This window comes from Agromyces bauzanensis (genome assembly GCF_014645655.1).
Lineage (GTDB): Bacteria > Actinomycetota > Actinomycetes > Actinomycetales > Microbacteriaceae > Agromyces > Agromyces bauzanensis.
This window is the reverse complement of sequence record NZ_BMMD01000003.1, coordinates 167,350-192,398: the sequence shown is the minus strand read 5'-3', so window position 1 is coordinate 192,398 and position 25,049 is coordinate 167,350. Positions and strand designations below refer to the sequence as shown.

The window sequence follows — 25,049 nt, the reverse complement described above, 5'->3', positions numbered from 1 at the left end:
GACTCAGATGATCCTGGACGACTACCGGTCACCGTGGTTGAGCGAGGACCTCGACGACCTGCGCCAGCTCGCCCGCACCTTCCTCGACAGGGAGGTCGTGCCGAACCAGGCCCGGTGGGCCGAGCAGCATCAGGTCGACCGCGACTTCTGGCGGGCCGCCGGGCAGGCCGGTCTGCTGTGTATCAGCATCCCAGAGGAGTACGGCGGCGGCGGAGGCACCTTCGCCCACGAAGCGGTCATCGCTGCCGAGCAGGCACGCGTCGCCGACGATGCCTGGGCCAACAGCGTCCACAGCACCATCGTGGCGCACTACCTCAACGCCTTCGGCACGCAGGAGCAGAAGCGGCGCTGGCTGCCCGGGATGGCTTCGGGTGACCTCGTCGGGGCCATCGCGATGACCGAACCGACCACCGGCTCGGACCTGCAACGGGTCCGCACCCGGGCCGTTCGCGACGGTGACGACTACGTCATCAACGGCTCCAAGACGTTCATCACCAACGGAACCCACTGCGACGTGCTGATCATCGTGGCTCGCACCAGCGACGAACCGGGGGCCAGAGGGCTGTCCCTCATCGTCGCCGAGACGGCTGACCTGCCGGGCTTCGAGCGCGGCCGGGTGCTCGAGAAGATCGGCATGCACGGCCAGGACACCAGAGAGCTGTCCTTCGTCGACATGCGTGTCCCCGCCGCCAATCTACTCGGGGGCGTCGAAGGCCGCGGCTTCCAGCAGCTCATGGAGCAGCTGCCGCAGGAGCGGCTCATCATTGCCGTCGCGGCGGCAGCCACGGCCGAGGCGGCCGTGCGGCATGCGATCGCCTACGCGAAGGAGCGAGAGGCCTTCGGGGAGAACCTCCTGTCCTTCCAGAACACCCGGTTCGTCCTTGCCGAGTGCGCCGCTGACGCCCTCGCCGCACGCACCCTCGTCGACAGCTGCATCACCCGGCACGTCGACGGCGAGCTCGACGCCGCCGCCGCCTCCCTCGCCAAGTTCTGGTGCACCGATATCCAGAACAAGGTGGTCGACCGCTGCCTGCAGGTCTTCGGCGGCTACGGCTACATGATGGAATACCCGATCGCCCGAATGTTCGCCGCTGCCCGGGTCCAGAGGATCTACGGAGGAACGAACGAGATCATGAAGGAACTGGTGGCACGAGCCCTATGACCCGCCCCCACGTCGAGCCCATCGCACCCGTGCTCCTGCCCGCTGAGGACATGCCCATCGGGCAGGAGATCGACTGCGGCTTCCACCAGGTCACCGAGGACGAGATCGTGCGGTTCGCCTCTACCTGGGACCCACAGTACTTCCACGTCGACCGCGATCTCGCCGCGCACAGCGACTTCGGCGGACTCATCGCCAGCGGCCTGCACACGGCCTCGATCTTCCAGAGGCTCGCAGCGACCGGCGTCTACCAGAGGTACGACGTCGTCGCCGGCAAGGAGATCCACGGCATGCGCTTCCTACGCCCCGTGCGCGCCGGTGACGTGCTGACGTGCTCCATCACCGTCCAATCCGTCGAACCGCAAGCGGCCGGGCGATGCCTCGTGACCATCTTCGGCGGACTCCGAAACCAGCACGGTCGCTCCGTACTCGAGCTCCACGCCGACTCGCTGGTCAGATCGCGAGATGCCAGCGCAAGGATGGCGCAGTAGGACCGCAGGCCAGCATAGGTCGGATGGGACGCGCGCCAGCGTCACCTCGCCCACTATGGAGCAGCGTCACAGCGCCCAGATTGGGCGCACTCGTTGTGGGGCTACTGGCCGTGACCCAGATGGGGCGTGGGCCAGGCCCACGACCGCAGTGGATTACGGTGTCGGCGGTCGCCCCATGCGGCATCGGGCTTTGCGTGTCCGGCGCCGAACCTCACGTCCTGAGAGGTCCACACGCGCCAGTCGCTGCTCCCAGGCGGCCCCCCGCGCCAGGCGGGCCCGCTCCTGCACCACCATGGACGAAGACCCAGTAGGCCGTGACAGGTCCGGCCGGCGGATACCGATCAAGACTGCAGCAAGAACAGAAAGGCGCAAGAGCTGGATCGAACTGGGCCCCAGCGCCGCGGCTCCTACGCCAGTTCGGCGATGATCGGGTGGATGGCGTCGTCGAACGCCGAGGCATCCGACCGCAGCGAGTCGGTGACCCCGACCGTCATCGCGCCGATCCACCAGACGCCCGGCGCCGCGAACGGCAGCACCTCCACGTTGAGCTCGAACGAGTGCGCTCGCCGGCCCACCTCGCGCTCGTGCTCGGCGATGGTTCCGGCGTAGGCGCGATACGAGTCGCCGCGTCGCGCAGCGGACGCCGACCGGTACTCCTGGTGCGCCCATTCGGCCCAGGCCCGAGCCGCTTCGGCATGGGGCACGATCGCCGCCGCGAGCACCTCGGCCTCGGACGTGGGGAGCGCGACATCCGTCTCGTATGCCTCTACGAGCTCGAGCGGCACGGGCGAGGGATGCGCCTCGGGCTCGACGGTCATCGCCCACCAGGCGCGCCACTGGCGCTCGAGCAGGTCGTGCTCGTCCATCTCGAGCCGCGCGCCGACGGGGCCGACATCCCGGAGTCGAGGAAGCTCGACGGGCGACGCGATGCCGAGCACCTCGCGCAGGTAGAGGGCGAGGAGAACCGAGCGACTCGCGTTCTCGCGAATCACCCACGACGGCGTGGCCCCCGACATGCCGTCATTTTAGTCCCGCCGATGCCGCCGGGACGGCCGCTTCGGCTCACGGTGCCCGGGTACCCTTGACACGTGACCGCGAACTCGTCCTACGCCGCCGCCGGAGTCGACACCGCGGCCGGCGATCTCGCCGTCGAGCTCATGAAGGAGGCGATCGCGAAGACCCACGGGCCGAATGTGCTCGGCGGCGTCGGCGGCTTCGCCGGCCTCTTCGACCTCTCCTTCGCCAAGGCGTACGAGCGACCACTGCTCGCGACCTCGACCGACGGCGTCGGCACCAAGATCGCCATCGCACAGGCGCTCGACGTCCACGACACCGTGGGCCAGGACCTCGTCGGCATGGTCGTCGACGACATCGTCGTCGTTGGCGCCAAGCCGCTGTTCATGACCGACTACATCGCCTGCGGCAAGGTCGTGCCCGAGCGCATCGCCGCGATCGTCACCGGCATCGCGCGCGCGTGCGCCGAGACCGGCACCGCGCTCGTCGGCGGCGAGACCGCCGAGCATCCCGGCCTCATGGGCGTCGACGACTACGACGTGGCGGGTGCCGCCGTCGGGGTCGTCGAGGCCGATCGGCTCCTCGGGGCCGACCGCGTGGCCGACGGCGACGCCGTGCTCGCCATCGCTTCAAGCGGGCTGCACTCCAACGGGTTCTCGCTCGTGCGCAGCATCCTGCACATCGCCGGGATCTCCTACACGGACGCCGCGACCGACCTCGGCATGACCTGGGGCGAGGCGCTGCTCGAGCCCACGCGGCTGTACTCGGGCCCGCTCGTGCGTCTCCTCGAGCACGAGCGGCTCGCGGCATCCGTGCACTCGCTCTCGCACGTCACCGGTGGCGGCATCGCGGCGAACCTCGCCCGCGTGCTGCCGCCCGACTCACGCGTCGAGGTGGACCGCTCCACCTGGTCGCCCGCACCCGTCTTCCGGGTGCTGAACGACCTCGCCGGCACGACGCTCGAGTCGACCGAGGGCACCTGGAACCTCGGCATCGGCTTCTTCGCGGTCGTGGCCCAGGATGCCGCAGCCGACGTCGTCGCCGAGCTCGGCGGGCTGGGGCTGCCCGCGTGGCAGGTGGGCAGCGTGGCCATCGGCGGCGAACCGGCTGCGACCGGCTCGGCCGACGGCTGGGAACAGGGCGCCAAGGGCGTGGACGGCGGCGCCGTGCGGCTCGTCGGCTCCTACGGGAGCTGACCGGCATGCGCGCCGACCTCTCGATCGGACTCACCGGCACCACCGACGCCGACACCATCCGCGCACTCGCACCGCGAGTCGAGCGTCTCGGCTTCGCGGCGCTGTGGGTGAACGACGTGCCGGGCGGCGACTCCCTCGCCGCGCTCCGCACCGCGGCGGCGGCGACCGAGAGGTTGCGCCTCGCGACGGGCGTGATCCCGCTCGATCGTCGCCCGGCCGACACGCTCGACCTGGCAGGCCTTCCCGTCGACCGCCTCACGGTCGGCATCGGCTCGGGCGGCGCCCCGCATCCGCTCGCCCTCGTCCGCGACGGCATCGCCACGCTGCGTCAGGCGACGGATGCCGCGATCGTCGTGGGTGCGCTCGGTCCGCGCATGCGGCGGCTGGCCGCCGAGCAGGCCGACGGCGTGCTGTACAACTGGCTCACGCCCGCGGCGGCGACCGAGGCGGTGACGGAACTCCGCGACGCGGCCGCCGGCCGCGCCGTGCGCGGCGTGCTGTACGTGCGCACGATCGCGGACCCCGACGCACGCGCCGCGCTCGAGCGCGAGGCCGACCGCTACGCGGCGGTGCCGTCGTACGCCGCGAACTTCGAGCGCCTCGGCGTGCGGCCGATCGACACCACGATCATGGCCGCCGCCGGCCTCGCCGCCTTCGACGTCGTCGACGAGGTCGTGCTGCGCGCCGTCACGCCGGCGGGATCGCTCGCCGAGCTCGAGCACTTCGTCGAGGAGGCTGCGCGCTGGCTCGTCGGCTGAGCTGGCCCGGCACAGGATTCGCGATCAGCCCGCTTCCGTGAGGTCCACGGTGCGCCCTCCCACACGCAGGCCCCGTACCGACATGGGCGTGAACCGCGCCATCGGAGCCGTGCGAAGCGCGTCGCCGTCGGGCTCGAGTCCGAGCACGGCGGTGAGCACGGCGACGGCTCTCCCGGCTCGAATGACCGAGCCGCCGCACGGGCGTCTGCGAGGTGACGGACCGCTATCGTGTGCCCATGACAGCTGATCGCGTGGACCATGAGGCCGCCCCTGCGCCGCGGCTCGGCCGATGGATCGGGTTCGTCGTCGCAGGCGAGAGCATCGGGTTCCTCGTGCCGGTCACCGGATTCGCGCTCGCCGCGGCCCTTGGGCTCCAGGGGTGGTGGGCCTGGGCCCTGCTCGTCGTGATGGGCGCGGGCGAGGGTGCGCTCCTGGGGCTGGGCCAGTCCCTCGCGCTCCGCGGCTCGAGTGCGGCGGTGCCCGTGGGCCGCTGGGTGGCGGCGACGGCGGGCGCGGCATCCGTCGCCTGGTCCATCGGAATGCTGCCGCCCACGCTCGCCGATGTCGGCGTGGAGATCGACTGGGGTTCGCCGGTCACCTGGGTCGTGGCCGGGCTCGCCGGGCTCGTGCTGCTCGCGACCATCCCGGTGGCGCAGTGGCCGGTGCTCGCACGCAGCGTGCCGCGGGCGTGGCGTTGGATCCCGCTCAACATGGCGGCATGGCTCGTCGGGCTGGTGTTCACGTTCCTGCCGTCGCCGTTCGTCGACGAGTCCACGCCGGGCTGGCTCACGTTCCTGCTGTTCGCCGTCGGCGGCGTGCTCATGGCGACGACCGTGGCGGTGATCACCGGCTTGGGACTCAGACGGATGTCGCGGCCTCGTCGAGCCGGTGCAGCGTGAGCGCCGCGATCGTCACGGCGTCGACGACGTCGCCCGCGCGGATGAGGTCGGCGAGCTCGTCGTCGCCCACGAACCGGTGCTCCATGAGCTGCTCGGTGGCCTCGCGATCGGGCTCGCCCGCGCGGAGGTCGGTCGCGAGGTAGACGTCGCAGGCCTGGTCGACGAAGCCGTAGGCCTCCTGCATGCGGCCGATCGGCCGCATCGTGCCGGCGGTGAAGCCGGTCTCCTCGCGGAGCTCGGCCGGGGCGAGGGCGAGCGTGTCGCCATCGTGTCCCGCCGGCCAGGATCCCTGCGGGAACTCCAGCACGCGTCGACCGATGGTGTACCGGTACTGCTCGACCATCCACCAGCCGCCGCCGTCGCGGGGGAGGATGACCGCGAAGTCGGGTTTCTCGACGACGCCATACACGGCCTCGTGCCCCCCGGGCCACCGCACGAGGTCCTCGCGCACGCGCATCCACGGGTTGGCGCAAGCCAGACGGGCCGTGAGGGCGCGCAGTGTCTCGGTCATCCGCTCAGCCTAGGACGCGCCTCGCGAGAGATCGATACGGGGATGCGCAGGGGGGAGCGGCGCTTACGCGCGCTGCTCGTCGCCCGTGACGTAGGTGTCGTCGTCGTCGGCGGCATACTCCGCCCACTTCGCCGTCTCGTCGCTGAATTCGTCATGCTGCGAGCCGGTGAGCTCGCGCTCAAGCGCCGTGTAGTCGGTGTTCGGGCTGAAGTACTTCAGCTCCCGTGCGACCTTGGTGTGCTTGGCTTTCTGACGGCCGCGCCCCATGCGTGACCCCCTTACGACATCTGGCCGGGTGGGATGGTCTTCACCCGGCGCTCATCTGATAAATGAAATTCGTCCGACGGCCAGTTTAGCACCGCCGATCATGCAGTCCGGCGTCATCCACATCGGAGCGAGCGACGGAGTCCGCACCATCTCCGTGTGCGCGCATACAGCATGACGTGCTGAGATGATGTGGTGATGTCGAGCCCTGAGCGCGTGAAGGTCGTGGTGATCGGCGCCGGGCAGGCCGGCCTCTCCGTCGCCTACTATCTTCGGCGATTCGAGCTCGTCGCCGACGAGGACTTCGTCATGCTCGATCGGGCGCCCGGACCGGGTGGTGCGTGGCAGCACCGCTGGTCGTCGCTGCGCCTGGGCACGGCCCACCGGGTCAACGACCTGCCCGGTATGTCCGATCTCGGGCTCAGCTTCGACACCGCCGACCGCACGCTGCCGGCGAAGGAGGTCGTCGCCGACTACTACGGCCGCTACGAGGAGCACTTCGACCTGAGGGTGCGTCGGCCGATGAATGTGCGCAGCGTCGAGAACGACGGCGTCGACCTTCGCGTGCACTATGAGGACCTGACGCCCCAGCCCATCGAGGAGCAGAAGGCCCGCGGCCTGTTCCGTCGGCGTCGCTCGTTCGAGGAGCCCGGGCCGCCCCCGCCGCCGCGATACGAGATCACGTCGCAGTTCCTCGTGAACGCCACGGGAACATGGGGGTCGCCGTTCGTTCCCTACTACCCGGGCATGGCCGACTTCGCGGGTCGCCACGTGCACACCTCCGACTACACCAGTGCCGAGGACTTCCGCGACAAGCACGTCGTGGTGGTCGGCGGCGGCACGTCGGCGATCGGCTTCATGCTCGAGCTCGAGCCGGTGGCGGCGGGACTCACTTGGGTCTCGCGCCGTCCGATCGACTGGCTCGACCGGCAGGAGCTCGATCTCGAGGGAGCATCCGCTGCCGTCGCGATCCAGGACGAGGCGGCGCGCTCGGGTCGGGCGCTCCCGTCGATCGTGAGCGGCACCGGTGTGCCGAAGAGCCGCCGCATCGCCGCCGGTATCGAGCGGGGCCTGCTCGCGGCGAGGCCGATGTTCGACCGCATCGAGGCCGATCGCGTGGTGTGGGACGGCCCCGACGGCGGCATGGCCCGCGCCGACGTCATCATCTGGGCGACGGGATTCCGCCCAGAGTTGCGCCACCTCGCCCCGCTGAAGCTGCGCGAGAAGGCGGGCGGCGTGCAGGTGGGGCAGGGCGCCGCGTGGAACGATCCGCGCATCTTCCTCGCCGGCTACGGACCCCAGGCATCGACCATCGGCGCGAGCCGTGCGGGCCGCATGATCGCGCGCCAGATCATGGCGATGATCTAGCCTCACCCGTTCAGCCGGTGAGCGGATGCCTCAGCCGGCGCCGCCGTCGCGGGCGCGCTGCCCGAACGTCCCCGACGTGAGCGTGCGGTACGACGCTGCGACGATCTCCTCGAGCGCCGCGAGGTCGATGGCGTCGAGGCTCTTGAGGTAGAGGCATCCGACGCCCGTGGTGTGCGGACCGAGCCGCTCGATCAGTGCGGCGTGCGCGGCGATGCCGTCGTTGAGGTAGATCGTCGTCGCGGGCTTTCGCGGCGAGAACCCCGCGGCCGGGGCGTCGCCCTCGCGCCCGCTCGCGTACCGGTAGTGGTACGACCCGAAGCCCACGATCGACGGGCCCCACATCTTGGCCGGCTGCCCGGTGACGCGCGTCATGAGCTCGAGCATCGTCTCGGCGTCGCGCCGTCGGACCGGGTGCTCGACCCGGTCGAGGAACTCCCGCACCGCGGCATCCGTCGCCATGAGCTGCAGCCTATCGGCCGGCTGTCCTCCCGGCCACGGGCCGTCGCGGCACGGGCCGCACCGGCTCGCCGCGGCGGTCCTGTCCGGGTAGCGGATGCGAGCGGCGACCGTAGAGGAGGTCCGACGAATCGAGCAGCCAGGGCACGAGCGCGACGGTCACCCCGTGCACGAGCATGAGCTTCTGGCGGATGCGCCTGGCCTTGTGGTTGTGCAGGAGATTCTCCCACCAGTGGCCCACCACGTACTGCGGCATGTAGACCGTGACGACCTCGGACCCGTGCCGTTCGCGGCGACCCTTGATGTACTGGATGAGGGGGTGGCTGAGGTCGCGGTACGGCGACGAGAGGATGCGCAGCCTCACGTGGATGTTCTGCTTCACCCAGTCCTTCTTCAGCTGCTTCGTCTGCTCGTCGTCGATCGACACGTGCACGGCCTCGAGGGTGTCGTGCCGGGCGGCGATGGCGTAGTCGAGCGCCTTCAGTGTCGGCTTCTGCATCCGGCCCACGAGGACGATCGCGTGGTCGCCGGCGGAGCCGAACGTGGTGACGGGATCGACCTCGATCTCCTTCTCGACGTCGCGGTAGTACCGGTGCACGCCGAGCATGAGCGCGTACAGCACGGGCATGAGCACGAACACGATCCAGGCGCCGTGCGTGAATTTCGTCACCGTCACGACGACGAGCACCACCGCGGTCATGGCCGCGCCGACGGCGTTGATCGCGAGGGCGCGCAGCATGGCGGCTTTCGAGAGCGGCCGCTCATCGGCGTCCGCCGGCCGCTTCGGCCGCTTCGCAGCGGTCGACGGATGCCGGCGCAGCTCGCGCAGCCAGTGGCGCACCATGCCCGTCTGCCCGACGGTGAACGAGACGAACACGCCGATGATGTAGAGCTGGATGAGCACCGTGAGATTGGCCCGGAAGACAACGAGGATCAGGGACGCCGCGAGTGCGAGGATCACGACGCCGTTCGAGTAGATCAGCCGGTCGCCCCGGGTCGACAGCGACTTCGGCGCGTAGCCGTCGCGCGCGAGCACGGACCCGAGCAGCGGGAACCCGTTGAACGCGGTGTTCGCGGCGAGCAGCAGCACGAGCGCTGTCGCGGCCTGGATCACGTAGAAGGGCACGGTGTCGTCGCCGAACGTCGCGGCGGCGACCTGCGCGATGAGGCTGCGCTGGGGCTCCGTGGCGCAGTCGTCCCAGCCGATCAGGTGGCACGGCACCTCGGCGTAATGCACGTTCGCGATGAGGGCGAGGGCCGTGAGGCCGGCGAAGAGGATGATCGCGATGCCGCCCATCAGGCTGAGCGTCGTCCGCGCGTTGCGGATCTTCGGTCGGCGGAAGGCGGGCACGCCGTTCGAGATCGCCTCGACGCCGGTGAGCGCGGAGCATCCGCTCGCGAACGACCGCAGGAGCAGGAGGACCACGCCGGCCTGGGTGAGCGATTCGGCCTGCACCTCGAACCCTGCCGACTCGGCGACGGGCGCATCGCCGAGGACGGTGCGGGTGAGGCCGACCACGACCATCACGAAGACGCTGCCGATGAAGAGGTAGGTCGGCACGGCGAACGCCTTCGACGATTCGCTGACGCCTCGCAGGTTCACGGCGGCGAGGACGACCACGAAGAGCACGGCGATCTCGACCCGCCACGGGTTCAGCTCCGGAACGGCGGAGATGATGTTGTCGACGCCCGACGCGACCGAGACGACGACCGTCATGACGTAGTCGACGAGCAGGGCGGATGCCACGACCAGTCCGGCCTTCTCGCCCAGGTTGCGATGCGCGACCTCGTAGTCGCCGCCTCCCGACGGGTAGGCCCGGATGAGCTGCCGATACGACAGCACGACCGTCGCGAGCAGCACCACGACCGCCACGGCGACCCAGGGCGTGAAGCTCAGGAAGGCGAGGCCGCCGATCATGAGGATCATGAGAAGCTCTTGGGGCGCATACGCCACCGACGAGAGCGGGTCGCTCGCGAAGATTGGCAGCGCGAGGTACTTGGGCAGCAGCTGCCCTTCGAGCCTCTCGGTCGGAAGCGGGACGCCGATGATCCAGTTCTTCGGCGACTTCAACTCAGCCGGCGCACCCGCCTCATTCGTCACGGCGGACGACATTACGCCTGCCGCCGCCGTTGTCAAGTCGGGCGGATGCCGCTACCCGGCCATGCTCGCGATCTGGATGAGGTTGCCGCAGGTGTCGTCGAAGATCGCCGTGGTGACCGGGCCCATCGCGGTCGGCGGCTGCGTGAACTCGACGCCCTCGCCCACGAGCCGGGCATGTTCGGCGTTCACGTCGTCGACCGCGAAGGAGGTGAACGGGATGCCGTCGGCGACGAGCGCCCGCTTGTAGGGGCCGGCCGCGGGGTGCTGGTCGGGTTCGAGCAGCAGCTCGACTCCGTCGGGCGCCTCGGGTGAGACGACGGTGAGCCAGCGGAACTCGCCGGCGGGCACGTCGACCTTCTTCTCGAACCCGAGCACGCGGGTGTAGAAGTCGAGGGCCTTCTCCTGGTCGTCCACGAGGACGCTCGTCACGTTGATGCGCATGGTTGTCTCATTCCTTCGCCTGGTCGGGATGGTCGGGGTGGTCGACATGCGCTCGGAGCCACTCCTGCCACGCGGCCCGGAGCGGCGCACGGTTCAGGGTGTGGCGGCGGAAGCGCCCGTCGCGACGGGTCTCGACGAGGCCCGCGCGTTCGAGCACGTCGAGGTGCTTCGCCACGGCCTGGCGCGACACCTCAAGGCCGTGGCGCATGATCAGTCGCGTACACAGCTCGAACAGGGTCTGGTCGTCGCGCTCGGCGAGCTCATCGATGAGGATGCGCCTCGTCCGATCGGCCAGTGCCCGGAACACGTCGTCCACGACAGCAGCATAGGCAACCAAATGGTTACCTGTCAACGCGCGGCTCCCCGGGCGGTTGGTAGAGTTGACACGAATCCCGACCGAGCGAGGGGCCCCCGACGTGAACCGTGCGACGCAGCTTGCGCGTGGCGCGGCCACGGCTGCGGTCGCCGTGTTCCTCGCGGCCTTCTCGCACGGCGTCGCCGCAGGCGAGGCGCCCGGCGGCGTCGGGCTCGTGTTCGCCGCACTCGTCGCGCTCGCGGCATCCGTCGCCTTCGTCGGGCGGCGCACCAGCCCGGTGCGCCTCGCGCTCGCCGTCATCGTGAGCCAGGGTGCGTTCCACCTGCTCTTCGGCGTCGGCGCTGCCGGCGGCGACCGGCTCGTCGTGAACGGCACCGGCCACCACCAGGTCGTCACCGTCGTCGAGGGCGCGGCGCCCGCCGTGACCCACGCCGCGCATGCCGACGTCGCCATGCTCGTCGCGCACGCGCTCGCCGCGGGGCTCACCATCCTCTACCTCCTCGCCGTCGAGGCCGCCGCGTGGCGCTCGCTCACCGGCACGGCTCGCCGGCTCGTCGGCCGGCTCACGGGCGCGACCACGGTCGTCCCCGTCGAGGTCCCGGTGCCGCGTCCCGCGGTCGTCGGCCGGCCGCTGCTGCTGCGGTCCCGTCTCCGGTACGCCGGGCTGCGCTACCGCGGCCCGCCCGCACTCCTCGCCTTCGCCTGACCCCTGCCGCGACTGCGGCGATCCACTGCATTCCGGATGCCCCGGCGCGAGCGCCCCCGCGCCCGCCCGTGCGTCCGTCACGAAGACGAGGAACCTCACCACATGACCGACCAGACCGCCGTCGACGCCATCGCCGTCGACCCGACCCCCGCACGCGCCGACCGGCTCCGTGCCACACTGCTCGCCGGCGCCGTGCTGGCCGCCGCAGCCATCGGGCTCGCCGATACCGCGCCGGCCTCCGCCCACGATGACCTGCTCGGCTCGAGCCCCGAGGACGGGCAGGTGCTCGATGCGGCCCCCGCCGCCATCGAGCTCGAGTACTCGAACGACATCATCGAGATGGGCACGGCGATCGTCGTCGTCGACGCTGCGGGCGAGGAGCTCGAGACCGGCGAGCCCGTCATCGCGGGCCGCACGGTGACCGCGACCCTGCCGGCCGACGTCGCCGACGGGGAGTACCAGGCGCGTTGGCGCGCCGTCTCCGCCGACGGCCACCCCATCGAGGGGACCATCGACTTCGGCGTCGGCGCCGGTGCGACGGGCGAGTACGCGGCGCAGGCCGACGACGGCGAGCATGCCGACGAGACTGCGGCGGCCTCCGATACCGGGCCGACCGTGGGCATCATCGCCGGCGCAGCCGCGGCGCTCGCCGTGATCGCGCTCATCGTCGCCCTCTTCGTCCGCAACCGCCGTCGTGGCGACGCGTCCTGAGCGGAGAGTGACCATGCGAACGATGAAGCGATCCCTCCTCACCTCCGCCCTCACCGTCGCGGCTGCGCTCTCCCTCGCGGGGTGCGCGGGTGCGGGGGCCTCCGCCACGAGCGCGGCCGATTCGGGCGCAGGCTCGGTGGCCGAGGCATCCGTCATCCTCACCGACGGCTGGGCGAAGGCCGCCGAGACCGGAATGACCGCCGTGTTCGGCTCGCTCGAGAACGCCGGGTCGGAGGACCTGGTCGTCGTCGCCGTCGAGTCGGATGCCGCCGAGTCGGCAGAGCTCCACGAGATGGTCGGCGACGGCAGCGGCACCATGTCCATGCGCGAGAAGGACGGCGGGTTCCCGATCGCCGCGGGCGATCACCTGCATCTCGAGCCGGGCGGGAACCACATCATGCTGCTCGGCCTCACCGCCCCGCTTCTGGCGGGTGACGAGGTCGCCCTCGAGATCTCCTTCGACGACGGCTCGACCATCGAGGTCACCGTGCCCGTCAAGGACTACGAGGGCGCGAACGAGAGCTACGACGGCGGCGAGCACGGAGCGCACTGATGACCCGTGGATCCGCAGGCGGCGGGTTCTCGCGACGGCAGCTCCTCATCGGGGGAGCAGCCGCCGCGGGCGCGGGCGCTGCGACGGCCCTCGGCGCCGAGGCGGCGTGGCGGGCGGCGACGGGAAGCGAGGGGTCGTCGGCGACGACCGTCGGCGATGCGGTCGTGCCGTTCCACGGCGAGCACCAGGCCGGCATCGAGACCCCGGCGCAGGCGCATGCGCTCTTCGTCGCGCTCGACCTGCACGAGGCTGTCGATGTCGCGGCGTTGCGCCGCCTGATGCGCATCGTCAGTGACGACGCGGCCCGTCTCACGCGCGGCGAGCCCGCGCTCGCCGACAGCGAGCCCGAGCTGGCGCTCGTGCCGGCCCGGCTCACGGTGACGTTCGGGTTCGGGTCGGCGTTCGTCGCACGGGCCGGCGCCACCGCGTCGCCGACGTGGTTGCGGCCGCTGCCCGCGTTCACCGTCGACCGGCTGCAACCCGCGTGGAGCGACGGCGACCTGCTCATCCAGCTCGGTGCCGACGACCCAGTGACCGTGGCGCATGCAGCACGGATGCTCCTGAAGGACGCCCGCGCCTTCGGCTCCGTGCGGTGGTCACAGCGCGGCTTCCGGCGGGCGGCCGGCACCGAGGCATCCGGAACCACCATGCGGAACCTCTTCGGCCAGGTCGACGGCACCGTCAACCCCGAACCGGGGAGCGCCGACTTCGCGGACGTGGTCTGGGTCGGCGACGGCCCGAGGTGGCTCGATGGCGGCACCGGCATGGTGCTGCGCCGCGTCGCGATGGACCTCGACGGATGGGACCGGGTCGACCGCCCCGGCCGCGAGTTCGCCATCGGGCGCCGACTCGACACCGGCGCGCCGCTCACGGGCGAGGCCGAGCGTGACGACCCCGACTTCGAGGCCGTCACGGAACTCGGCTTCCCGGTGATCTCGGAGGTGTCGCACCTGCGGCGAGCGCGCAGCGACGACCCGCGCGAGCGGATCCTCCGGCGTGGCTACAACTACGACGACGCGCCGGCCGGGGCGTCGGTTTCGGACGCGGGGCTGATCTTCGTCTCGTACCAGGCCGACGTGGATCGCCAGTTCGTGCCCATCCAGCGCCGGCTCGACGAGGTCGACCTGCTCAACCAGTGGACGGCGCCCATCGGCTCCGCCGTCTTCGCTATCCCGCCCGGGTGCGACGAGGGCGGCTACATCGGAGAGACGCTCGTGTGAGTCGGAGGCGGGCGGATGCCGCGGCGGTGCGCCGCGGCATCCGTTCGCGGCATCCGTTCGCGGCATCCGTTCGCTGCGTCCGCTCGGCGCGTCCGTTCGCTCAGCGCGCGGCGAGGTAGGCCGCGGCGGCGGCGGCGAGACCGAGCACGAGGGTCATGACCACGTTGAGGATCGCCGCGCGCCACCGTCCACCGTCGAAGAGCTCGATGGTCTCCACGCTCCACGTGCTGAACGTCGTGAGGCCCCCGCAGAACCCGGTGACGAGGATGAGGCGCACGTCGCCGGCCAGTTCGGCCCGCTCGGCGAACCCGATGAGCGCGCCGGCGAGGCCGGACCCGAGCACGTTGACGATGAGGATGCCGCCGGGCAGGTGCCCGGGCCGTACGGGGAACGCGCGCGACAACGCGTAGCGCAGTACCGCACCGACCGCGCCGGCCCCGAGCACGGCCGCCGCGATGAGCGGGGTCAGGCCGCCGGTCACAGGGTCTCCCCGGCGTCCGTGACCTCGGTCGGCATCGGCCGGTGCGCGACGAGCGAGCCGAGCCTGAGGCCGGCGGCGGCGAGTGCGAGGCCGCCCACCACCGAGACGCCCAGGTACAGGGCGGCGAGGCCCGGCTCGCCCACGCGCGCGAGCACGAGCACCGAGGCGAGCACGGCCGAGAGGGTCGTGAACGAGCCGAGCACGCCCGACCCGAGGCCGGCCTTCAGCCACATCGGCGTGGACGGCTTGGTCCACAGGCCGCCGACGAGCCAGCCGAGTGCGAACGCCCCGACGAGGTTCACGATGAAGGTCTCGACGGGGAGCTCCCCGTCGGCGTGGGGGAACGCGAGATCGCTCGCGAGCCGCAGGCCGGTGCCGATGAGGCCGCCGAGGGCGACGGCGAGGTACGCGCGCACCCTGCGAGACTACCCCCGAGGCGTCTCGGCCAGTTGGGCGACCCAGACGCTGGCGTGCAGCACGAGCCCCGGCTTCACCTCGAAGTCCTCCTCGCCGACGAGCGTGAAGCCGGCCTTGCGGCACACCGCGTTCGACGCGGGATTGTCGACGCGCGGGTAGGCGTACACCGGTAGCGTCTCGCCCGCGGCCCGCGCGCGCTCGAGCATGGCGGCCACTGCGGCCGGCGCGATGCCCTGTCCGCGGTACGCCTCCTCGACCGACCAGCCGGCCTCGAGCACCGGCTCACCGTGATGCTCGCGCTGCCAGTACCCGATGACGCCGACCCCCTCGGTGTGGCCCGGGATCTCGATGCGGAACTGGAAGGCCGTGCCCTCGTGCTGCATGCGGAGGTAGCGCTCGTGCCGCGCGATCACCTGCTCGTCGGTCTCGACGCCGCCGAGCTGGTCCATGAGCTCGGGCGTGTTCGCCCGACGCAGCAGGTCGAGGTCGTCCGGCGACCAGGGGTGGAGCGTGATGTCGGCCATGGACCGATTGGATCACGCCCCGCCGACACGCTCCACCCGTTCCAGGACCTGCGGGCGCAGCTCAGCGCTCGGCGAGCGTGGCGAGCACGTCGGCGCGCACCTCAGCGAGTCGCGACTTCAGCAGTGCCACCGACTCGGGCCCGAGGCTGCCCCGGTGCGCGTGCGTGCGCAGGTCGGTGCGGAGCTGCTGCCGGAACTCGTTGATCGCGAGGTCGGCCTCGTGCACCGCACGGGCGGACTCGAGGTGGGTGGCGTTGGCGGCGGCCGTGGCACTCGCCGAGGCGCTCGTGGCCTGGCGCTTCGCCTCGCGGGCGGCCGACGCGAGCTCGGCGCGAAGCGATCGCATCGCGTCGTTCACCTCGGCGCGCACGCCGTCGGCGAGGCGTCGAACCGAATCGGTGAGGTCGTCCTCGATGGCGTCGAGCTCGTGGCGCCGGGCGTCGAGTTCGGCGCGGCCGGCATCCGTGATCTCGTAGACGGTCTTTCGCCCGTCGGTCGACTTCGTCACGAGGCCTTCCTCCTCGAGCTTCGAGAGCCGCGGGTAGATCGTGCCGGCACTCGGGCTGTAGGTGCCGCCGAACCGTTCGGACAGCGCCTGGATGAGCTCGTACCCGTGCCGCGGCCGCTCCTCCAGGAGCGCCAGCAGGTACAGGCGCAGGTTGCCGTGGGCGAAGACGGGGGGAGTCATGCCGACGCCTCGCCCTCGCTCGGGTCGGACTGAGACGCGCCGGCCTGCGCCCGGGCTCCGGCCGCGGCATCCGTCGTTCCGGTCTTGCCGCCGTCGCGTCGCATGATGGAGATGTTGCCCGAGACGCTGTTCGCGCCGAGGTCGAGCCAGCGGCCGGACAGTTCGCCGACGACGCGCTCGAAGCCCTTGCCGAGCATGCCCTTGACGGTCATGTCGTCGAGCAGCACCGTGCCGCCCACGGTGTTGATGCGGTACCGCGCACCCGTGCCGGGCTCGAAGCGCACCGTGAGGTCGCCCGAGACCGTGTTGGTGTCGATGCGGTCGGGCGTTCCCTCGGTGTCGATGATCATGTTGCCCGCGACGGTGTCGGCGTTGAACGCGACGATGTCGCCCGTCGCGACGACGTCACCCGAGACGGAGTGCGCCGTGATGCGACCTGTGTGGTTGCCCGCCGAGACCTCGCCCGAGACGCTCGAGAGCTCGACATCGCCCTCGTGGCTGTCGAGCACGATGTCGCCCGAGACGGTGTTGAGCTTCGCATCGCCGGCGAAGCCCGAGACGAGCGCGTCGCCCGAGACGACGCCGAGCTTCAGCGCGACCGTGCGCGGCGCCAGGATCGACACCTCGGCCTTGGCGCTGCCGACGAAGCCCTTGAACGCCTCGATGAAGTTGTCCCAGCGCAGTTGGGGGTGGTCGATCTCGAGCACGTCGCCGTCGATCTCGACCTTGAGGTCCTTGCCGGTGACGCCCCTGATCTCGATGCGGGCGCCTGGCTCATCGTGGGCGATGACGTCGACCTTCCCGCCGATGAGGCTCACCTTGAGCTTGCGTACGAGTTCGAGGTCGATGACCCGGGACTCTCCGGGTGCGATGACCCACTTCTCGATGGTCATGGTACTTCCCCTCTCCAGTCGCGATATATCGCGTCCGTCCTTGCACTCACGATATATCGCGTGTAGGCCGGACGCAACTATCCGCAGAGGGGGATGGCTGAGCGCCGCCGACAAGACGGCGTGGTAGCAGCGGGCACGTGCAGCTCGGCAGCGACTGGACGGCGGCGTGCGAGCGGGGCATCGACCCCCCGGCGGGGGCCAGCCGACGAAGGAGTACTTCCTCGGACTCGCCGACATGTACCTGGCCGACGAGCGCTTCGCTGCGAACTACGGCGGCCGGGCCGGTGCCGAGTCGTGCGTGACGCGGTGACCGTCCACGCCGAGCGCACGCTGCAGCGGCTGCGCAGGATCGACGTCAGGATGCGGCGGTGACGGATGCCACGGGGCCGGTCGGCGTCGGTGCATCCGCTTCGCCCGGAGTGGCGACGCCTGCGGTTCCGGCGGCCGGCTGCGGCATCCGGTTCGATCGCTTGATCGCGAAGAGCGGGATCGTGTACCCGCACAGGGGGCCGATGAGGAGGGCGAAGGCCAGCGTGCCGATGCCGACGTTGCCGCCGAGGAGCCAGCCGGCGGCGAGAACGACGACCTCGATGCCGGTGCGCACGATCCAGATCTTCCAGCCGGTCACGCGGTGCAGGCCCGTCATGAGTCCGTCGCGCGGACCGGGACCGAAGTGGGCGCCGATGTAGAGGCCCGTGGCGATCGCGACCACGACGATGCCGGCCGGAAGCAGCAGCACGCGCACCCAGAGGTCGAGGCCCGGCGGGATGAGCCAGAGCCCGACGTCGGCGAAGGGTCCGACGAGGAGCGCGTTCATCACGGTGCCGAAGCCGGGCTTCTGGCGGATCGGGATCCAGAGCAGCAGCACGACGGCGCTCGTCACGATGGTGATGACGCCGAAGGTCCAGCCCGTCTGCTTGGCGATGCCCTGCGTGAGCACGTCCCACGGGGCGACGCCGAGCTCGCCGCGCACGATGAGCGCAATGCCGATGCCGTAGAGGAACAGCCCGGTGAAGAGCTGCACGAGGCGACGCGCGAGCAACGGGGCGGAATCGGAGGGACGTACGAAGGGGCGGGGCATGACAGCAATCCAATTCTCAAATTGGCCTTCTCGCAAGAAGCCAATTCGCCTAGAGTGGCCTGATGGCGGATCTCACGCTCACGGCTCGCTCGCTCGAGTTGCTCCTCGGCGACTGGCGCGGCGCGGGCAGCGCCTACGAGGAACTCGCCGAACGCATCCGCCTCCTCATCCTCGACGGGCGCATCGCGGTCGGCACCCGGCTTCCGGCCGAGCGCGATCTCGCCCATCGACTCGGGTGCAGCCGCACGACGGTCACGGCCGCCTACCGGCACCTCCGCGAGCAGGGCCTCCTGCAGAGCGTGCGGGGCTCCGGCAGTGTCGCGCGCCTGCCGGGCGCTCCGGCGGTGCTCCCCGCACCCCTCGAGACGGAATACCTCGACTTCTCCAAGGCCGCGCCGCCCGCGCTGCCCCGGCTGCCGGAGCTCGCTCGGCAGGCGGCCGACGACCTTCCCGCACACCTGTCGGATGCCGGCTACGACCCGATCGGAACGCCCGGGCTCCGCGCGGCGATCGCCGACCGGTACACGGTGCGGGGGCTGCCGACCACGCCCGAGCAGATCATGGTGACGATCGGCGCCCAGCACGCCATCGCGCTCCTCTCCCGCGCCATCATCGGCCGCGGCGACCGAGCGCTCATCGAGGTGCCCACGTACCCGCACGCGTACGAGGCGCTGCGGGCCGCCGGCGCGCGGCTCGTGCCGGTGCCCGCCTCGCCGTGCGCTTCGGGCGCCGACGAGCGCGAGGAGACGGCGGCGCTCGTGCAGGCGATCCGGCACTCCAATCCCGCCATGGCGTACCTCATGCCCGACTTCCAGAACCCCACGGGCCGCACCCTCAGTCGCACCGCCCGGCAGCAGGTGCTCGATGCGGCCGCGAGCCAGGGCACCGTCGTGGTGGCCGACGAGACCACGGCCGAACTCTCGATCGACCGGGTCGGCGAGTTCCCGCCCATGGCAGCCGACGGGCAGGCAGTGATGATCGGTTCGGTCGGCAAGACGATCTGGGGCGGCGTGCGCGTGGGCTGGATCCGCGCCGAGCGCCCGCTGATCCGGCGGCTCCTCGCCGTGCGATCGCCGGGCGATCTCGGCACGCCCATCCTCGAGCAGCTCATGATCACGCGGGCGCTCGCACGCATGGACGAGATCCTCGACCTCCGCCGGGAACAGCTGCGCGCCGGACGCGACCGACTCGAGGCGTTGCTCGCCTACGCGATCCCCGAGTGGGACGTGCCGCACGTCGATGGCGGCATCGTGACGTGGGTCGGACTCGGCGCGCCCGTGAGCTCGCAGCTCGCGCTCGCAGCTCGCCGCGAAGGCCTCCTCGTGGCGGCCGGGCCGCGCTTCGGCATCGACGGGGCGTTCGAGCGGTTCATCCGCCTGCCCATCTGCTACTCACCCGAGCTCACGGATGCCGCGGTGCAGGCGCTCGCCCGCACATGGCGGTCGCTCGCCAACGCGCCCGTCGCGGAGTCCGAACCCGAGTTGCTGTCCTCGGTCGTCTGACTTGCGAAAGGCGCCGGGTCCGGTGCCGGGACGAGGCCACGGCGTCTGCCGCACGGCGACCGCCGACGTCATCTGCTCATCCCCACGCTCGTCCGACGTCAGCGGCGGCGGCAGGCCGGAGTCCAGCATCCTCGCCGAGTGGATTCACAGCCGGCCGTGACATGCCGGCCATCATGCCCCTGCGAGAATCGTGGGTATGCACCTGCTTGCCGCGCTCAGCATGAAGAACCGGGCGCTCATCGCACTCGTCACCGTCGTCGTCGCGATCTTCGGCGGCATCTCGCTCACGAACCTCAAGCAGGAGCTCGCGCCGTCGATCGCGTTCCCGCAGCTGTCGATCGTCACCGCCTATCCCGGCGCGTCGCCCGACGTCGTGAACACGGATGTCTCCACGCCGATCGAGACGGCCATCCAGGGCATCACCGGCCTCGAGACCGCATCGACCACCAGCTCGACCGGGCTCTCACGGGTCACGGCGAGCTTCACCTACGGCACCGACCTCGCCTTCGCCGAGCAGAAGCTGCTCTCGGCGGTCAATCGCATCGCCGCGGACCTTCCCGAGGACGTCGAGCCGCAGGTGCTCGCACTGAGCCTCGACGACTTCCCCGTCATCGCGGTCGCCGTGACGGGCGTCGACGACGTGAGCGCGTTGTCCGACGAGATCACGCGTACCACGCTCGGCGAGATCAACGACGTCGACGGCGTGCGCGAGTCGACGCTCGTCGGCGATGTCGGCCAGCGCGTCACCATCACCCCCGAGCCCGCAGAGCTCGCCGCGCGCGGCCTCACGCAGCAGGCGATCCGCGATGCGCTGCAGCAGAACGGCCTGCTCGTCCCCGCCGGCACGATCACCGAGGGCGACTCGACATTCGCGGTGCAGGCCGGCGTTCGCCTCGGCAGCGTCGACGACATCGCCGGCCTGCCGGTGCTCGGCGCGGGTGCTGCGGCGGATTCGGGTCCCTCGACGGGCTCAGGGACCGTCGCCACGACCATCGACGACGTGGCATCCGTCGAACTCACCGACAACCCGGTGACGAGCATCTCGCGCGTGAACGGCGAGCCCGCGCTCACGATCTCGGTGACGAAGCTCCCCGCCGCCAACACCGTCGAGGTGTCGAACGCCGTGCGGGCGCTGCTGCCCGACCTCGAGTCGTCGCTCGACACGACGAACCCCGGCGCGACGTTCACGGTGGTGTTCGACCAGGCACCCTACATCCAGCAGTCGATCGAGTCGCTCGCGACCGAGGGCCTGCTCGGCCTCACGTTCGCCGTCCTCGTCATCCTCGTGTTCCTGATGTCGATCCGGGCGACGCTCGTCACCGCGATCTCCATCCCGACGTCGGTGCTCATCACGTTCATCGGGCTGCAGGCCGCCGACTACACGCTCAACATCCTCACGCTCGGCGCGCTCACCATCGCGATCGGCCGCGTCGTCGACGACTCGATCGTGGTCATCGAGAACATCAAGCGGCACCTCGTCGAGGGCGCCGACAAGGCGTCGACGATCATCCGCGCCGTGCGCGAGGTCGCCGGCGCCATCACGGCGTCGACCATCACGACCGTCGCCGTGTTCCTGCCCATCGCGCTCGTCGAGGGCGTGACGGGGGAGCTGTTCCGTCCCTTCTCGCTCACGGTCACGATCGCGCTCCTCGCGTCGCTGCTCGTCTCGCTCACGATCGTGCCGGTGCTCGCGTACTGGTTCCTGAAGCCGGCCAGGGTCCACAGGCACGAGGACGAGGCGGAGATCGCGGCGGCCGCGTTCGTCGAGGAGACGAGCCCCGCGGCCGCTCCGACGGGCTCAGCGCGCACCGTCGACGAACTCGAGCACCCGTCGCGCCTGCAGCGCGGCTACCTGCCGATCATCGAGTGGACGCTGCGGCACAGCGTGGTCACGATCATCATCGCCGTGCTCATCCTCGGCGGTACGATCGCACTCACGCCGTTCATGAAGACGAACTTCCTCGGTTCCTCGGGTCAGAACACCTTCCAGGTCACCCAGGAGCTCCCCGTCGGCTCGAGCCTCGAGGCCATGGACGAGGCGTCGCAGCCCGTCGAGAAGGTGATCCGCGACACCGAGGGCGTCGAGACCGTGCAGACGTCGATCGGCTCGGGCGGGCGCGGTCTCGCGGCGGTGCTCGGCGGCGGAGGCGGCGCGACCGTGACGTACTCGGTGACCACCGACGAGGGCGCCGATCAGGATGCCCTGCAGGCATCGGTGCGGTCGGAACTCGACGAGCTCGAGGACGTCGGCGAGGTCACCCTCGCCGCTTCGAGCGGTTTCGGCGCCTCCACCGACATCGAGGTCGACGTCACCGCATCGAACGCCGAGGACCTGGCCGCGGCGACCGAGTCGGTGCTGGAGGAGCTCGACGGGCTCGACTCGCTCGCTCAGACCACGTCGAACCTGTCGGAATCGCGCCGGTACATCGCCGTCGAGGTGGACCGAACGGATGCCGCGGCCGCGGGCTACTCGGAGGTCGCCCTGGGCGGCTACGTCTCGGCCGCCACGCAGCCGCAGTCCGCCGGCTCGGTCGTGATCGATGAGAAGACGCTCACGATCTACCTGGCGACCGAGAACCCGCCCGCGACGATAGGCGAGCTCTCGGCGCTCGACGTACCGACCCCTGCGGGCCTCGTACCGCTCGACTCGCTTGCGACCGTCGGCGAGGTCGACGGGCCGTCGTCGGTCACGACCGTGCAGGGCCTGCGCAGCGCGACCGTTTCGGCGACACCGAAGGACGAGGACCTCGGCACGGCCACCGCACAGGTGACGGCCGCCATCGAGCGCGCCGACCTCCCGGCCGGTGCGACCGCCTCGATCGGCGGCGTCGCGGCCGACCAGGCCGAGTCGTTCGCGCAGCTCGGACTCGCGCTGCTCGCGGCGATCCTCATCGTGTACATCGTCATGGTGGCGACATTCCGATCGCTCCTGCAGCCCCTGCTGCTGCTCGTGTCGGTGCCGTTCGCGGCCACCGGCGCCATCGCGCTGCAGGTGATCACCGGCGTCCCGCTCGGTGTCGCGTCGCTCGTCGGCGTGCTCATGCTCGTCGGCATCGTGGTGACGAACGCCATCGTGCTCGTCGACCTCGTGAACCAGTACCGGCACCGGGGCATGAACGTGCGCGACGCCCTGCTGCACGGCTCGTCACGACGACTGCGGCCGATCCTCATGACGGCGCTCGCGACGATCTTCGCCCTGCTGCCGATGGCACTCGGGGTCACCGGCCACAGCGGCTTCATCTCGCAGCCGCTCGCGCTCGTGGTGATCGGGGGCCTCGTTTCGTCGACCGCGCTCACGCTCATCGTGCTGCCCGTGCTCTACAACCTCGTCGAGGGCGCGCGCGAGCGCCGTGCGCTGCGGCGCGCGGCTCCGATCGCGGGTTGAGGAGCGCCGCCGGAGGCGACGCGTCTCGAAACCCGGCCCGTGCGGAGGCGGGTTTCGAGACGACCGCGAGCGGCCTCCTCAACCGGCGGTCGGGCGCAGGGCCGCCGCCTTCGCGAGAAGCGCGGCGCGCTCCCGCGTGTTGCCCGTGAGCCGGGCGGCGGTCTCGAGTTCGCCGCGCGCCTCCTGCGTTCGCCCGAGCCGGGCGAGCAGCTCGCCGCGCACGGCGCGGAGTCCGGGGTAGCCCGCGAGCCTGCCGCTCCGCTCGAGCTCGTCGACGAGACGCAGCGCGCTCGCGGGGCCGGTGGCCATCGCCACGGCGACGGCGCGGTTCAGCTCGACCACCGGAGACGGCGCGACGCGTCCGAGCGCCTCGTAGAGCACCACGATCCGCCCCCAGTCGGTGTCGGCGGCCGTGGGCGCGACGGCGTGGCATTCGGCGATCGCCGCCTGCAGCCCGTACGAGGCGCGGCCCCGGCCGATGCGGTCAGCCCTGGCGAGGGCGATGCGTCCGCGTTCGATCTGCGCTCGATCCCAGCAGCTACGATCCTGCTCGTCGAGCGGGATGGGGGTCCCGTCGCGCGCGACCCGCGCGGCGAAGCGCGACGCGTGGAACTCCATGAGGGCCACGAGCGACCACGCCTCGGGCTCGCGGGGCATGAGGTTCGCGACCATGCGGGCCAGGCGCAGGGCCTCTGCCGAGACATCCGGCCGCACCCATTCCTCGCCGGAAGCCGGGAGGTACCCCTCGTTGAAGATCAGGTAGAGCACGCTCAGCACCGAACCCAGGCGCTCGGCGTAGTCCTGCGGCTCGGGCACGGCGAATGGGACGTTCGCCGCCGCGAGGGTCTTCTTCGCCCGCACGATGCGCTGCTGCACCGTGGCGACGGGCACGAGGAACGCGCGTGCGATCTCCTCGCTCGACAGGCCGCCCACGATCCGGAGCGTCAGCGCGATCTGCGCCTCCCGCGACAGCACCGGGTGGCACGCCACGAAGACGAGCCGCAGCACGTCGTCGTCGATGGTGTCGGGGTCGAAGAAGTCGCGGGATGCCTCGCCGCCCTGCTGCTCGAGATCGCGCGCCATTGCGGCATATCGCTCGTCGAGCCGTTCACGGCGACGCCAGCCGTCGATGGCGCGCCGCTTCGCGACGGTCGTGAGCCACGCCCCGGCGTTGTTCGGCACGCCCTCCTCGGTCCACTGCCGGAGGGCCTCGAGCATCGCCTCCTGGGCGAGGTCCTCGGCCTGCCCGACGTCGTCGGTGAAGCGCGTCAGCGTGGCGACGATGCGGGCCGATTCGATGCGCCAGACGGCGGCGAGGGCGCGCCGGGCCTGGTCGGCGTCGGCGTCGGACGCCGACTCGACCGAGCCCGAGGCATCCGCGCGCATCACTCAGCCGGTCGTGCCAGTCGGCCGGCCTCGGCCTCGTCGCGCCACTCTGCTTCCTTCCGGATCCACTCGTTGTCCTGCGGGAAGTCCTCGAGCTCGGTGACGCGGCGCACCTCGAGCCGCGCCCCGGGGCCGAGCGGGCAGCGCTTGGCCCACTCCGCGGCCTCCTCCTTGCTCGACACCTGGATGATCCAGAAGCCGTTGAAGAGCTCCTTCGCCTCGGCGTACGGGCCGTCGGTGACCACGGGCGGCGTCGAGTCGAAGTCGACCACGAACCCCTCCGTGGCATCGGCCAGGCCCTCACCGGCGAGCAGCACGCCGGCCTTGATGAGGGACTCGTTGTAGCGGCCCATCGCGGCGATGACCTCGTTGAGATCCATCTCCTGGTACGCCTCGATGCCCTGCTCGTTCGCCCGCATGATCAGCATGTACTTCATCGTCGTCCTCCTCGGTCGGTGCGGGCCGAAGCGCCCGCCTCACTCTGTCGTCGAACGGGCAGGGGGCCGGATCGACATCGGCGCGAACTTC

General features: G+C 71.1%; 29 protein-coding genes. 13 read left to right on the top strand and 16 right to left on the bottom strand.

The window, feature by feature from the left end; genetic code table 11:
- Positions 1 to 7 precede the first annotated feature (7 nt).
- A complete protein-coding gene (locus IEX31_RS04760) occupies positions 8 to 1,162 on the top strand; it encodes an acyl-CoA dehydrogenase family protein (protein WP_188742288.1) in 1,155 nt (384 codons plus the stop codon).
- On the top strand, positions 1,159 to 1,650 hold the full coding sequence (locus IEX31_RS04755) for a MaoC/PaaZ C-terminal domain-containing protein (protein WP_188742287.1): 492 nt from the start codon (positions 1,159 to 1,161) through the stop codon (positions 1,648 to 1,650). The genes IEX31_RS04760 and IEX31_RS04755 overlap by 4 nt, the downstream gene beginning before the upstream one ends.
- Before the next feature lie 407 nt (positions 1,651 to 2,057).
- Here the strand turns inward: IEX31_RS04755 and IEX31_RS04750 are convergent, their stop codons facing one another.
- Positions 2,058 to 2,666, bottom strand: coding sequence for a zinc-binding alcohol dehydrogenase (locus IEX31_RS04750; protein WP_188742286.1), 609 nt, complete (start codon positions 2,664 to 2,666; stop codon positions 2,058 to 2,060).
- A 72-nt stretch (positions 2,667 to 2,738) separates the two neighbouring features.
- Between IEX31_RS04750 and purM the strand changes: the two genes are divergently transcribed.
- Together purM and IEX31_RS04740 are read left to right on the top strand one after the other, a co-directional pair.
- Positions 2,739 to 3,860, top strand: coding sequence for a phosphoribosylformylglycinamidine cyclo-ligase (gene purM / locus IEX31_RS04745; RefSeq protein ID WP_188742285.1), 1,122 nt, complete (start codon positions 2,739 to 2,741; stop codon positions 3,858 to 3,860).
- A gap of 5 nt (positions 3,861 to 3,865) precedes the next feature.
- Positions 3,866 to 4,618: an LLM class flavin-dependent oxidoreductase gene (locus IEX31_RS04740; RefSeq protein WP_188742284.1), complete on the top strand. Its 753-nt coding sequence runs from the start codon at positions 3,866 to 3,868 to the stop codon at positions 4,616 to 4,618.
- A 24-nt stretch (positions 4,619 to 4,642) separates the two neighbouring features.
- Here the strand turns inward: IEX31_RS04740 and IEX31_RS19225 are convergent, their stop codons facing one another.
- A complete protein-coding gene (locus IEX31_RS19225; RefSeq protein ID WP_268236946.1) occupies positions 4,643 to 4,777 on the bottom strand; it encodes a hypothetical protein in 135 nt (44 codons plus the stop codon).
- Between the two features lie 77 nt (positions 4,778 to 4,854).
- Between IEX31_RS19225 and IEX31_RS04735 the strand changes: the two genes are divergently transcribed.
- Positions 4,855 to 5,517, top strand: a complete 663-nt coding sequence (locus tag IEX31_RS04735; RefSeq protein WP_188742283.1) for a hypothetical protein — start codon at positions 4,855 to 4,857, stop codon at positions 5,515 to 5,517.
- On the opposite strand, the gene IEX31_RS04730 is transcribed toward IEX31_RS04735, so the two are convergent.
- The gene (locus IEX31_RS04730; RefSeq protein WP_188742282.1) at positions 5,477 to 6,028 is read right to left on the bottom strand and encodes an NUDIX hydrolase; all 552 of its coding nucleotides are present in this window, start codon (positions 6,026 to 6,028) and stop codon (positions 5,477 to 5,479) included. The two genes, IEX31_RS04735 and IEX31_RS04730, sit on opposite strands and share 41 nt — an antisense overlap.
- Before the next feature lie 63 nt (positions 6,029 to 6,091).
- Positions 6,092 to 6,295: a DUF3073 domain-containing protein gene (locus tag IEX31_RS04725; RefSeq protein ID WP_188742281.1), complete on the bottom strand. Its 204-nt coding sequence runs from the start codon at positions 6,293 to 6,295 to the stop codon at positions 6,092 to 6,094.
- A 195-nt stretch (positions 6,296 to 6,490) separates the two neighbouring features.
- Between IEX31_RS04725 and IEX31_RS04720 the strand changes: the two genes are divergently transcribed.
- Complete coding sequence (locus IEX31_RS04720) at positions 6,491 to 7,660, top strand: NAD(P)-binding domain-containing protein (protein ID WP_188742280.1); 1,170 nt, start codon at positions 6,491 to 6,493, stop codon at positions 7,658 to 7,660.
- 30 nt (positions 7,661 to 7,690) lie between these two features.
- Here the strand turns inward: IEX31_RS04720 and IEX31_RS04715 are convergent, their stop codons facing one another.
- Genes IEX31_RS04715 through IEX31_RS04700 form a run of 4 tightly spaced genes read right to left on the bottom strand, consistent with a single transcriptional unit; the run spans position 7,691 to position 10,974 of the window.
- Positions 7,691 to 8,119, bottom strand: coding sequence for a DUF1801 domain-containing protein (locus tag IEX31_RS04715; RefSeq protein WP_188742279.1), 429 nt, complete (start codon positions 8,117 to 8,119; stop codon positions 7,691 to 7,693).
- A gap of 10 nt (positions 8,120 to 8,129) precedes the next feature.
- Positions 8,130 to 10,229 (bottom strand): APC family permease, encoded by a 2,100-nt coding sequence (locus tag IEX31_RS04710; RefSeq protein WP_188742278.1) that lies wholly within the window; start codon positions 10,227 to 10,229, stop codon positions 8,130 to 8,132.
- 39 nt (positions 10,230 to 10,268) lie between these two features.
- A complete protein-coding gene (locus tag IEX31_RS04705; protein ID WP_188742277.1) occupies positions 10,269 to 10,658 on the bottom strand; it encodes a VOC family protein in 390 nt (129 codons plus the stop codon).
- Between the two features lie 7 nt (positions 10,659 to 10,665).
- Entirely contained in the window at positions 10,666 to 10,974 is a 309-nt protein-coding gene (locus IEX31_RS04700) for an ArsR/SmtB family transcription factor (protein WP_229662110.1), read from the bottom strand.
- 100 nt (positions 10,975 to 11,074) lie between these two features.
- On the opposite strand from IEX31_RS04700, the gene IEX31_RS04695 reads away from it, so the two are divergent.
- From IEX31_RS04695 to IEX31_RS04680, 4 genes are all read left to right on the top strand, one after another.
- On the top strand, positions 11,075 to 11,680 hold the full coding sequence (locus IEX31_RS04695; protein ID WP_188742275.1) for a hypothetical protein: 606 nt from the start codon (positions 11,075 to 11,077) through the stop codon (positions 11,678 to 11,680).
- 102 nt (positions 11,681 to 11,782) lie between these two features.
- Positions 11,783 to 12,391, top strand: a complete 609-nt coding sequence (locus IEX31_RS04690) for a copper resistance CopC family protein (RefSeq protein ID WP_188742274.1) — start codon at positions 11,783 to 11,785, stop codon at positions 12,389 to 12,391.
- Positions 12,392 to 12,413: 22 nt separating this feature from the next.
- The gene (locus IEX31_RS04685; protein WP_229662109.1) at positions 12,414 to 12,944 is read left to right on the top strand and encodes a copper chaperone PCu(A)C; all 531 of its coding nucleotides are present in this window, start codon (positions 12,414 to 12,416) and stop codon (positions 12,942 to 12,944) included.
- Positions 12,944 to 14,164: a Dyp-type peroxidase gene (locus IEX31_RS04680; RefSeq protein ID WP_188742272.1), complete on the top strand. Its 1,221-nt coding sequence runs from the start codon at positions 12,944 to 12,946 to the stop codon at positions 14,162 to 14,164. Before IEX31_RS04685 ends, IEX31_RS04680 begins: the two co-directional genes overlap by 1 nt.
- A gap of 100 nt (positions 14,165 to 14,264) precedes the next feature.
- Here the strand turns inward: IEX31_RS04680 and crcB are convergent, their stop codons facing one another.
- The 5 genes from crcB to IEX31_RS04655 form a co-directional block, all read right to left on the bottom strand.
- Complete coding sequence (crcB, locus tag IEX31_RS04675; protein ID WP_229662108.1) at positions 14,265 to 14,645, bottom strand: fluoride efflux transporter CrcB; 381 nt, start codon at positions 14,643 to 14,645, stop codon at positions 14,265 to 14,267.
- The gene (locus IEX31_RS04670; protein WP_188742271.1) at positions 14,642 to 15,061 is read right to left on the bottom strand and encodes a fluoride efflux transporter FluC; all 420 of its coding nucleotides are present in this window, start codon (positions 15,059 to 15,061) and stop codon (positions 14,642 to 14,644) included. The genes crcB and IEX31_RS04670 overlap by 4 nt, the downstream gene beginning before the upstream one ends.
- Positions 15,062 to 15,070: 9 nt before the next feature.
- Positions 15,071 to 15,586: a GNAT family N-acetyltransferase gene (locus IEX31_RS04665; RefSeq protein ID WP_188742270.1), complete on the bottom strand. Its 516-nt coding sequence runs from the start codon at positions 15,584 to 15,586 to the stop codon at positions 15,071 to 15,073.
- 61 nt (positions 15,587 to 15,647) lie between these two features.
- Positions 15,648 to 16,274 (bottom strand): PadR family transcriptional regulator, encoded by a 627-nt coding sequence (locus IEX31_RS04660; protein WP_188742269.1) that lies wholly within the window; start codon positions 16,272 to 16,274, stop codon positions 15,648 to 15,650.
- Positions 16,271 to 17,167, bottom strand: coding sequence for a DUF4097 family beta strand repeat-containing protein (locus IEX31_RS04655; RefSeq protein ID WP_188742268.1), 897 nt, complete (start codon positions 17,165 to 17,167; stop codon positions 16,271 to 16,273). The genes IEX31_RS04660 and IEX31_RS04655 overlap by 4 nt, the downstream gene beginning before the upstream one ends.
- Positions 17,168 to 17,333: 166 nt before the next feature.
- Between IEX31_RS04655 and IEX31_RS19425 the strand changes: the two genes are divergently transcribed.
- Positions 17,334 to 17,477 (top strand): TipAS antibiotic-recognition domain-containing protein, encoded by a 144-nt coding sequence (locus IEX31_RS19425; RefSeq protein ID WP_308423472.1) that lies wholly within the window; start codon positions 17,334 to 17,336, stop codon positions 17,475 to 17,477.
- A 45-nt stretch (positions 17,478 to 17,522) separates the two neighbouring features.
- On the opposite strand, the gene yczE is transcribed toward IEX31_RS19425, so the two are convergent.
- Positions 17,523 to 18,248 carry a membrane protein YczE gene (gene yczE, locus IEX31_RS04645; RefSeq protein WP_188742267.1) on the bottom strand — a complete coding sequence of 242 codons (726 nt, stop codon included), beginning with the start codon at positions 18,246 to 18,248 and terminating at the stop codon, positions 17,523 to 17,525.
- Positions 18,249 to 18,310: 62 nt separating this feature from the next.
- Between yczE and yczR the strand changes: the two genes are divergently transcribed.
- Together yczR and IEX31_RS04635 are read left to right on the top strand one after the other, a co-directional pair.
- The gene (gene yczR / locus IEX31_RS04640) at positions 18,311 to 19,750 is read left to right on the top strand and encodes a MocR-like transcription factor YczR (protein WP_188742266.1); all 1,440 of its coding nucleotides are present in this window, start codon (positions 18,311 to 18,313) and stop codon (positions 19,748 to 19,750) included.
- Between the two features lie 196 nt (positions 19,751 to 19,946).
- The gene (locus tag IEX31_RS04635) at positions 19,947 to 23,135 is read left to right on the top strand and encodes an efflux RND transporter permease subunit (RefSeq protein WP_188742265.1); all 3,189 of its coding nucleotides are present in this window, start codon (positions 19,947 to 19,949) and stop codon (positions 23,133 to 23,135) included.
- 78 nt (positions 23,136 to 23,213) lie between these two features.
- On the opposite strand, the gene IEX31_RS04630 is transcribed toward IEX31_RS04635, so the two are convergent.
- Both IEX31_RS04630 and IEX31_RS04625 read right to left on the bottom strand, forming a co-directional pair.
- Entirely contained in the window at positions 23,214 to 24,521 is a 1,308-nt protein-coding gene (locus IEX31_RS04630; protein ID WP_188742264.1) for an RNA polymerase sigma factor, read from the bottom strand.
- Entirely contained in the window at positions 24,521 to 24,958 is a 438-nt protein-coding gene (locus IEX31_RS04625) for a YciI family protein (protein WP_188742263.1), read from the bottom strand. Before IEX31_RS04625 ends, IEX31_RS04630 begins: the two co-directional genes overlap by 1 nt.
- Positions 24,959 to 25,049: the final 91 nt, after the last annotated feature.

Excerpts from the sequence above, each read along its gene's own strand:
- IEX31_RS04760 (WP_188742288.1), top strand. The coding sequence starts at position 8 with ATGATCCTGGACGACTACCGGTCACCGTGGTTGAGCGAGGACCTCGAC.
- IEX31_RS04755 (WP_188742287.1), top strand. The coding sequence starts at position 1,159 with ATGACCCGCCCCCACGTCGAGCCCATCGCACCCGTGCTCCTGCCCGCT.
- IEX31_RS04750 (WP_188742286.1), bottom strand. The coding sequence starts at position 2,666 with ATGTCGGGGGCCACGCCGTCGTGGGTGATTCGCGAGAACGCGAGTCGC.
- IEX31_RS04740 (WP_188742284.1), top strand. The coding sequence starts at position 3,866 with ATGCGCGCCGACCTCTCGATCGGACTCACCGGCACCACCGACGCCGAC.
- IEX31_RS04735 (WP_188742283.1), top strand. The coding sequence starts at position 4,855 with ATGACAGCTGATCGCGTGGACCATGAGGCCGCCCCTGCGCCGCGGCTC.
- IEX31_RS04730 (WP_188742282.1), bottom strand. The coding sequence starts at position 6,028 with ATGACCGAGACACTGCGCGCCCTCACGGCCCGTCTGGCTTGCGCCAAC.
- IEX31_RS04725 (WP_188742281.1), bottom strand. The coding sequence starts at position 6,295 with ATGGGGCGCGGCCGTCAGAAAGCCAAGCACACCAAGGTCGCACGGGAG.
- IEX31_RS04720 (WP_188742280.1), top strand. The coding sequence starts at position 6,491 with ATGTCGAGCCCTGAGCGCGTGAAGGTCGTGGTGATCGGCGCCGGGCAG.
- IEX31_RS04715 (WP_188742279.1), bottom strand. The coding sequence starts at position 8,119 with ATGGCGACGGATGCCGCGGTGCGGGAGTTCCTCGACCGGGTCGAGCAC.
- IEX31_RS04710 (WP_188742278.1), bottom strand. The coding sequence starts at position 10,229 with ATGTCGTCCGCCGTGACGAATGAGGCGGGTGCGCCGGCTGAGTTGAAG.
- IEX31_RS04705 (WP_188742277.1), bottom strand. The coding sequence starts at position 10,658 with ATGCGCATCAACGTGACGAGCGTCCTCGTGGACGACCAGGAGAAGGCC.
- IEX31_RS04690 (WP_188742274.1), top strand. The coding sequence starts at position 11,783 with ATGACCGACCAGACCGCCGTCGACGCCATCGCCGTCGACCCGACCCCC.
- IEX31_RS04685 (WP_229662109.1), top strand. The coding sequence starts at position 12,414 with ATGAAGCGATCCCTCCTCACCTCCGCCCTCACCGTCGCGGCTGCGCTC.
- IEX31_RS04680 (WP_188742272.1), top strand. The coding sequence starts at position 12,944 with ATGACCCGTGGATCCGCAGGCGGCGGGTTCTCGCGACGGCAGCTCCTC.
- IEX31_RS04665 (WP_188742270.1), bottom strand. The coding sequence starts at position 15,586 with ATGGCCGACATCACGCTCCACCCCTGGTCGCCGGACGACCTCGACCTG.
- IEX31_RS04660 (WP_188742269.1), bottom strand. The coding sequence starts at position 16,274 with ATGACTCCCCCCGTCTTCGCCCACGGCAACCTGCGCCTGTACCTGCTG.
- IEX31_RS04655 (WP_188742268.1), bottom strand. The coding sequence starts at position 17,167 with ATGACCATCGAGAAGTGGGTCATCGCACCCGGAGAGTCCCGGGTCATC.
- yczE (WP_188742267.1), bottom strand. The coding sequence starts at position 18,248 with ATGCCCCGCCCCTTCGTACGTCCCTCCGATTCCGCCCCGTTGCTCGCG.
- yczR (WP_188742266.1), top strand. The coding sequence starts at position 18,311 with ATGGCGGATCTCACGCTCACGGCTCGCTCGCTCGAGTTGCTCCTCGGC.
- IEX31_RS04635 (WP_188742265.1), top strand. The coding sequence starts at position 19,947 with ATGCACCTGCTTGCCGCGCTCAGCATGAAGAACCGGGCGCTCATCGCA.
- IEX31_RS04630 (WP_188742264.1), bottom strand. The coding sequence starts at position 24,521 with ATGCGCGCGGATGCCTCGGGCTCGGTCGAGTCGGCGTCCGACGCCGAC.
- IEX31_RS04625 (WP_188742263.1), bottom strand. The coding sequence starts at position 24,958 with ATGAAGTACATGCTGATCATGCGGGCGAACGAGCAGGGCATCGAGGCG.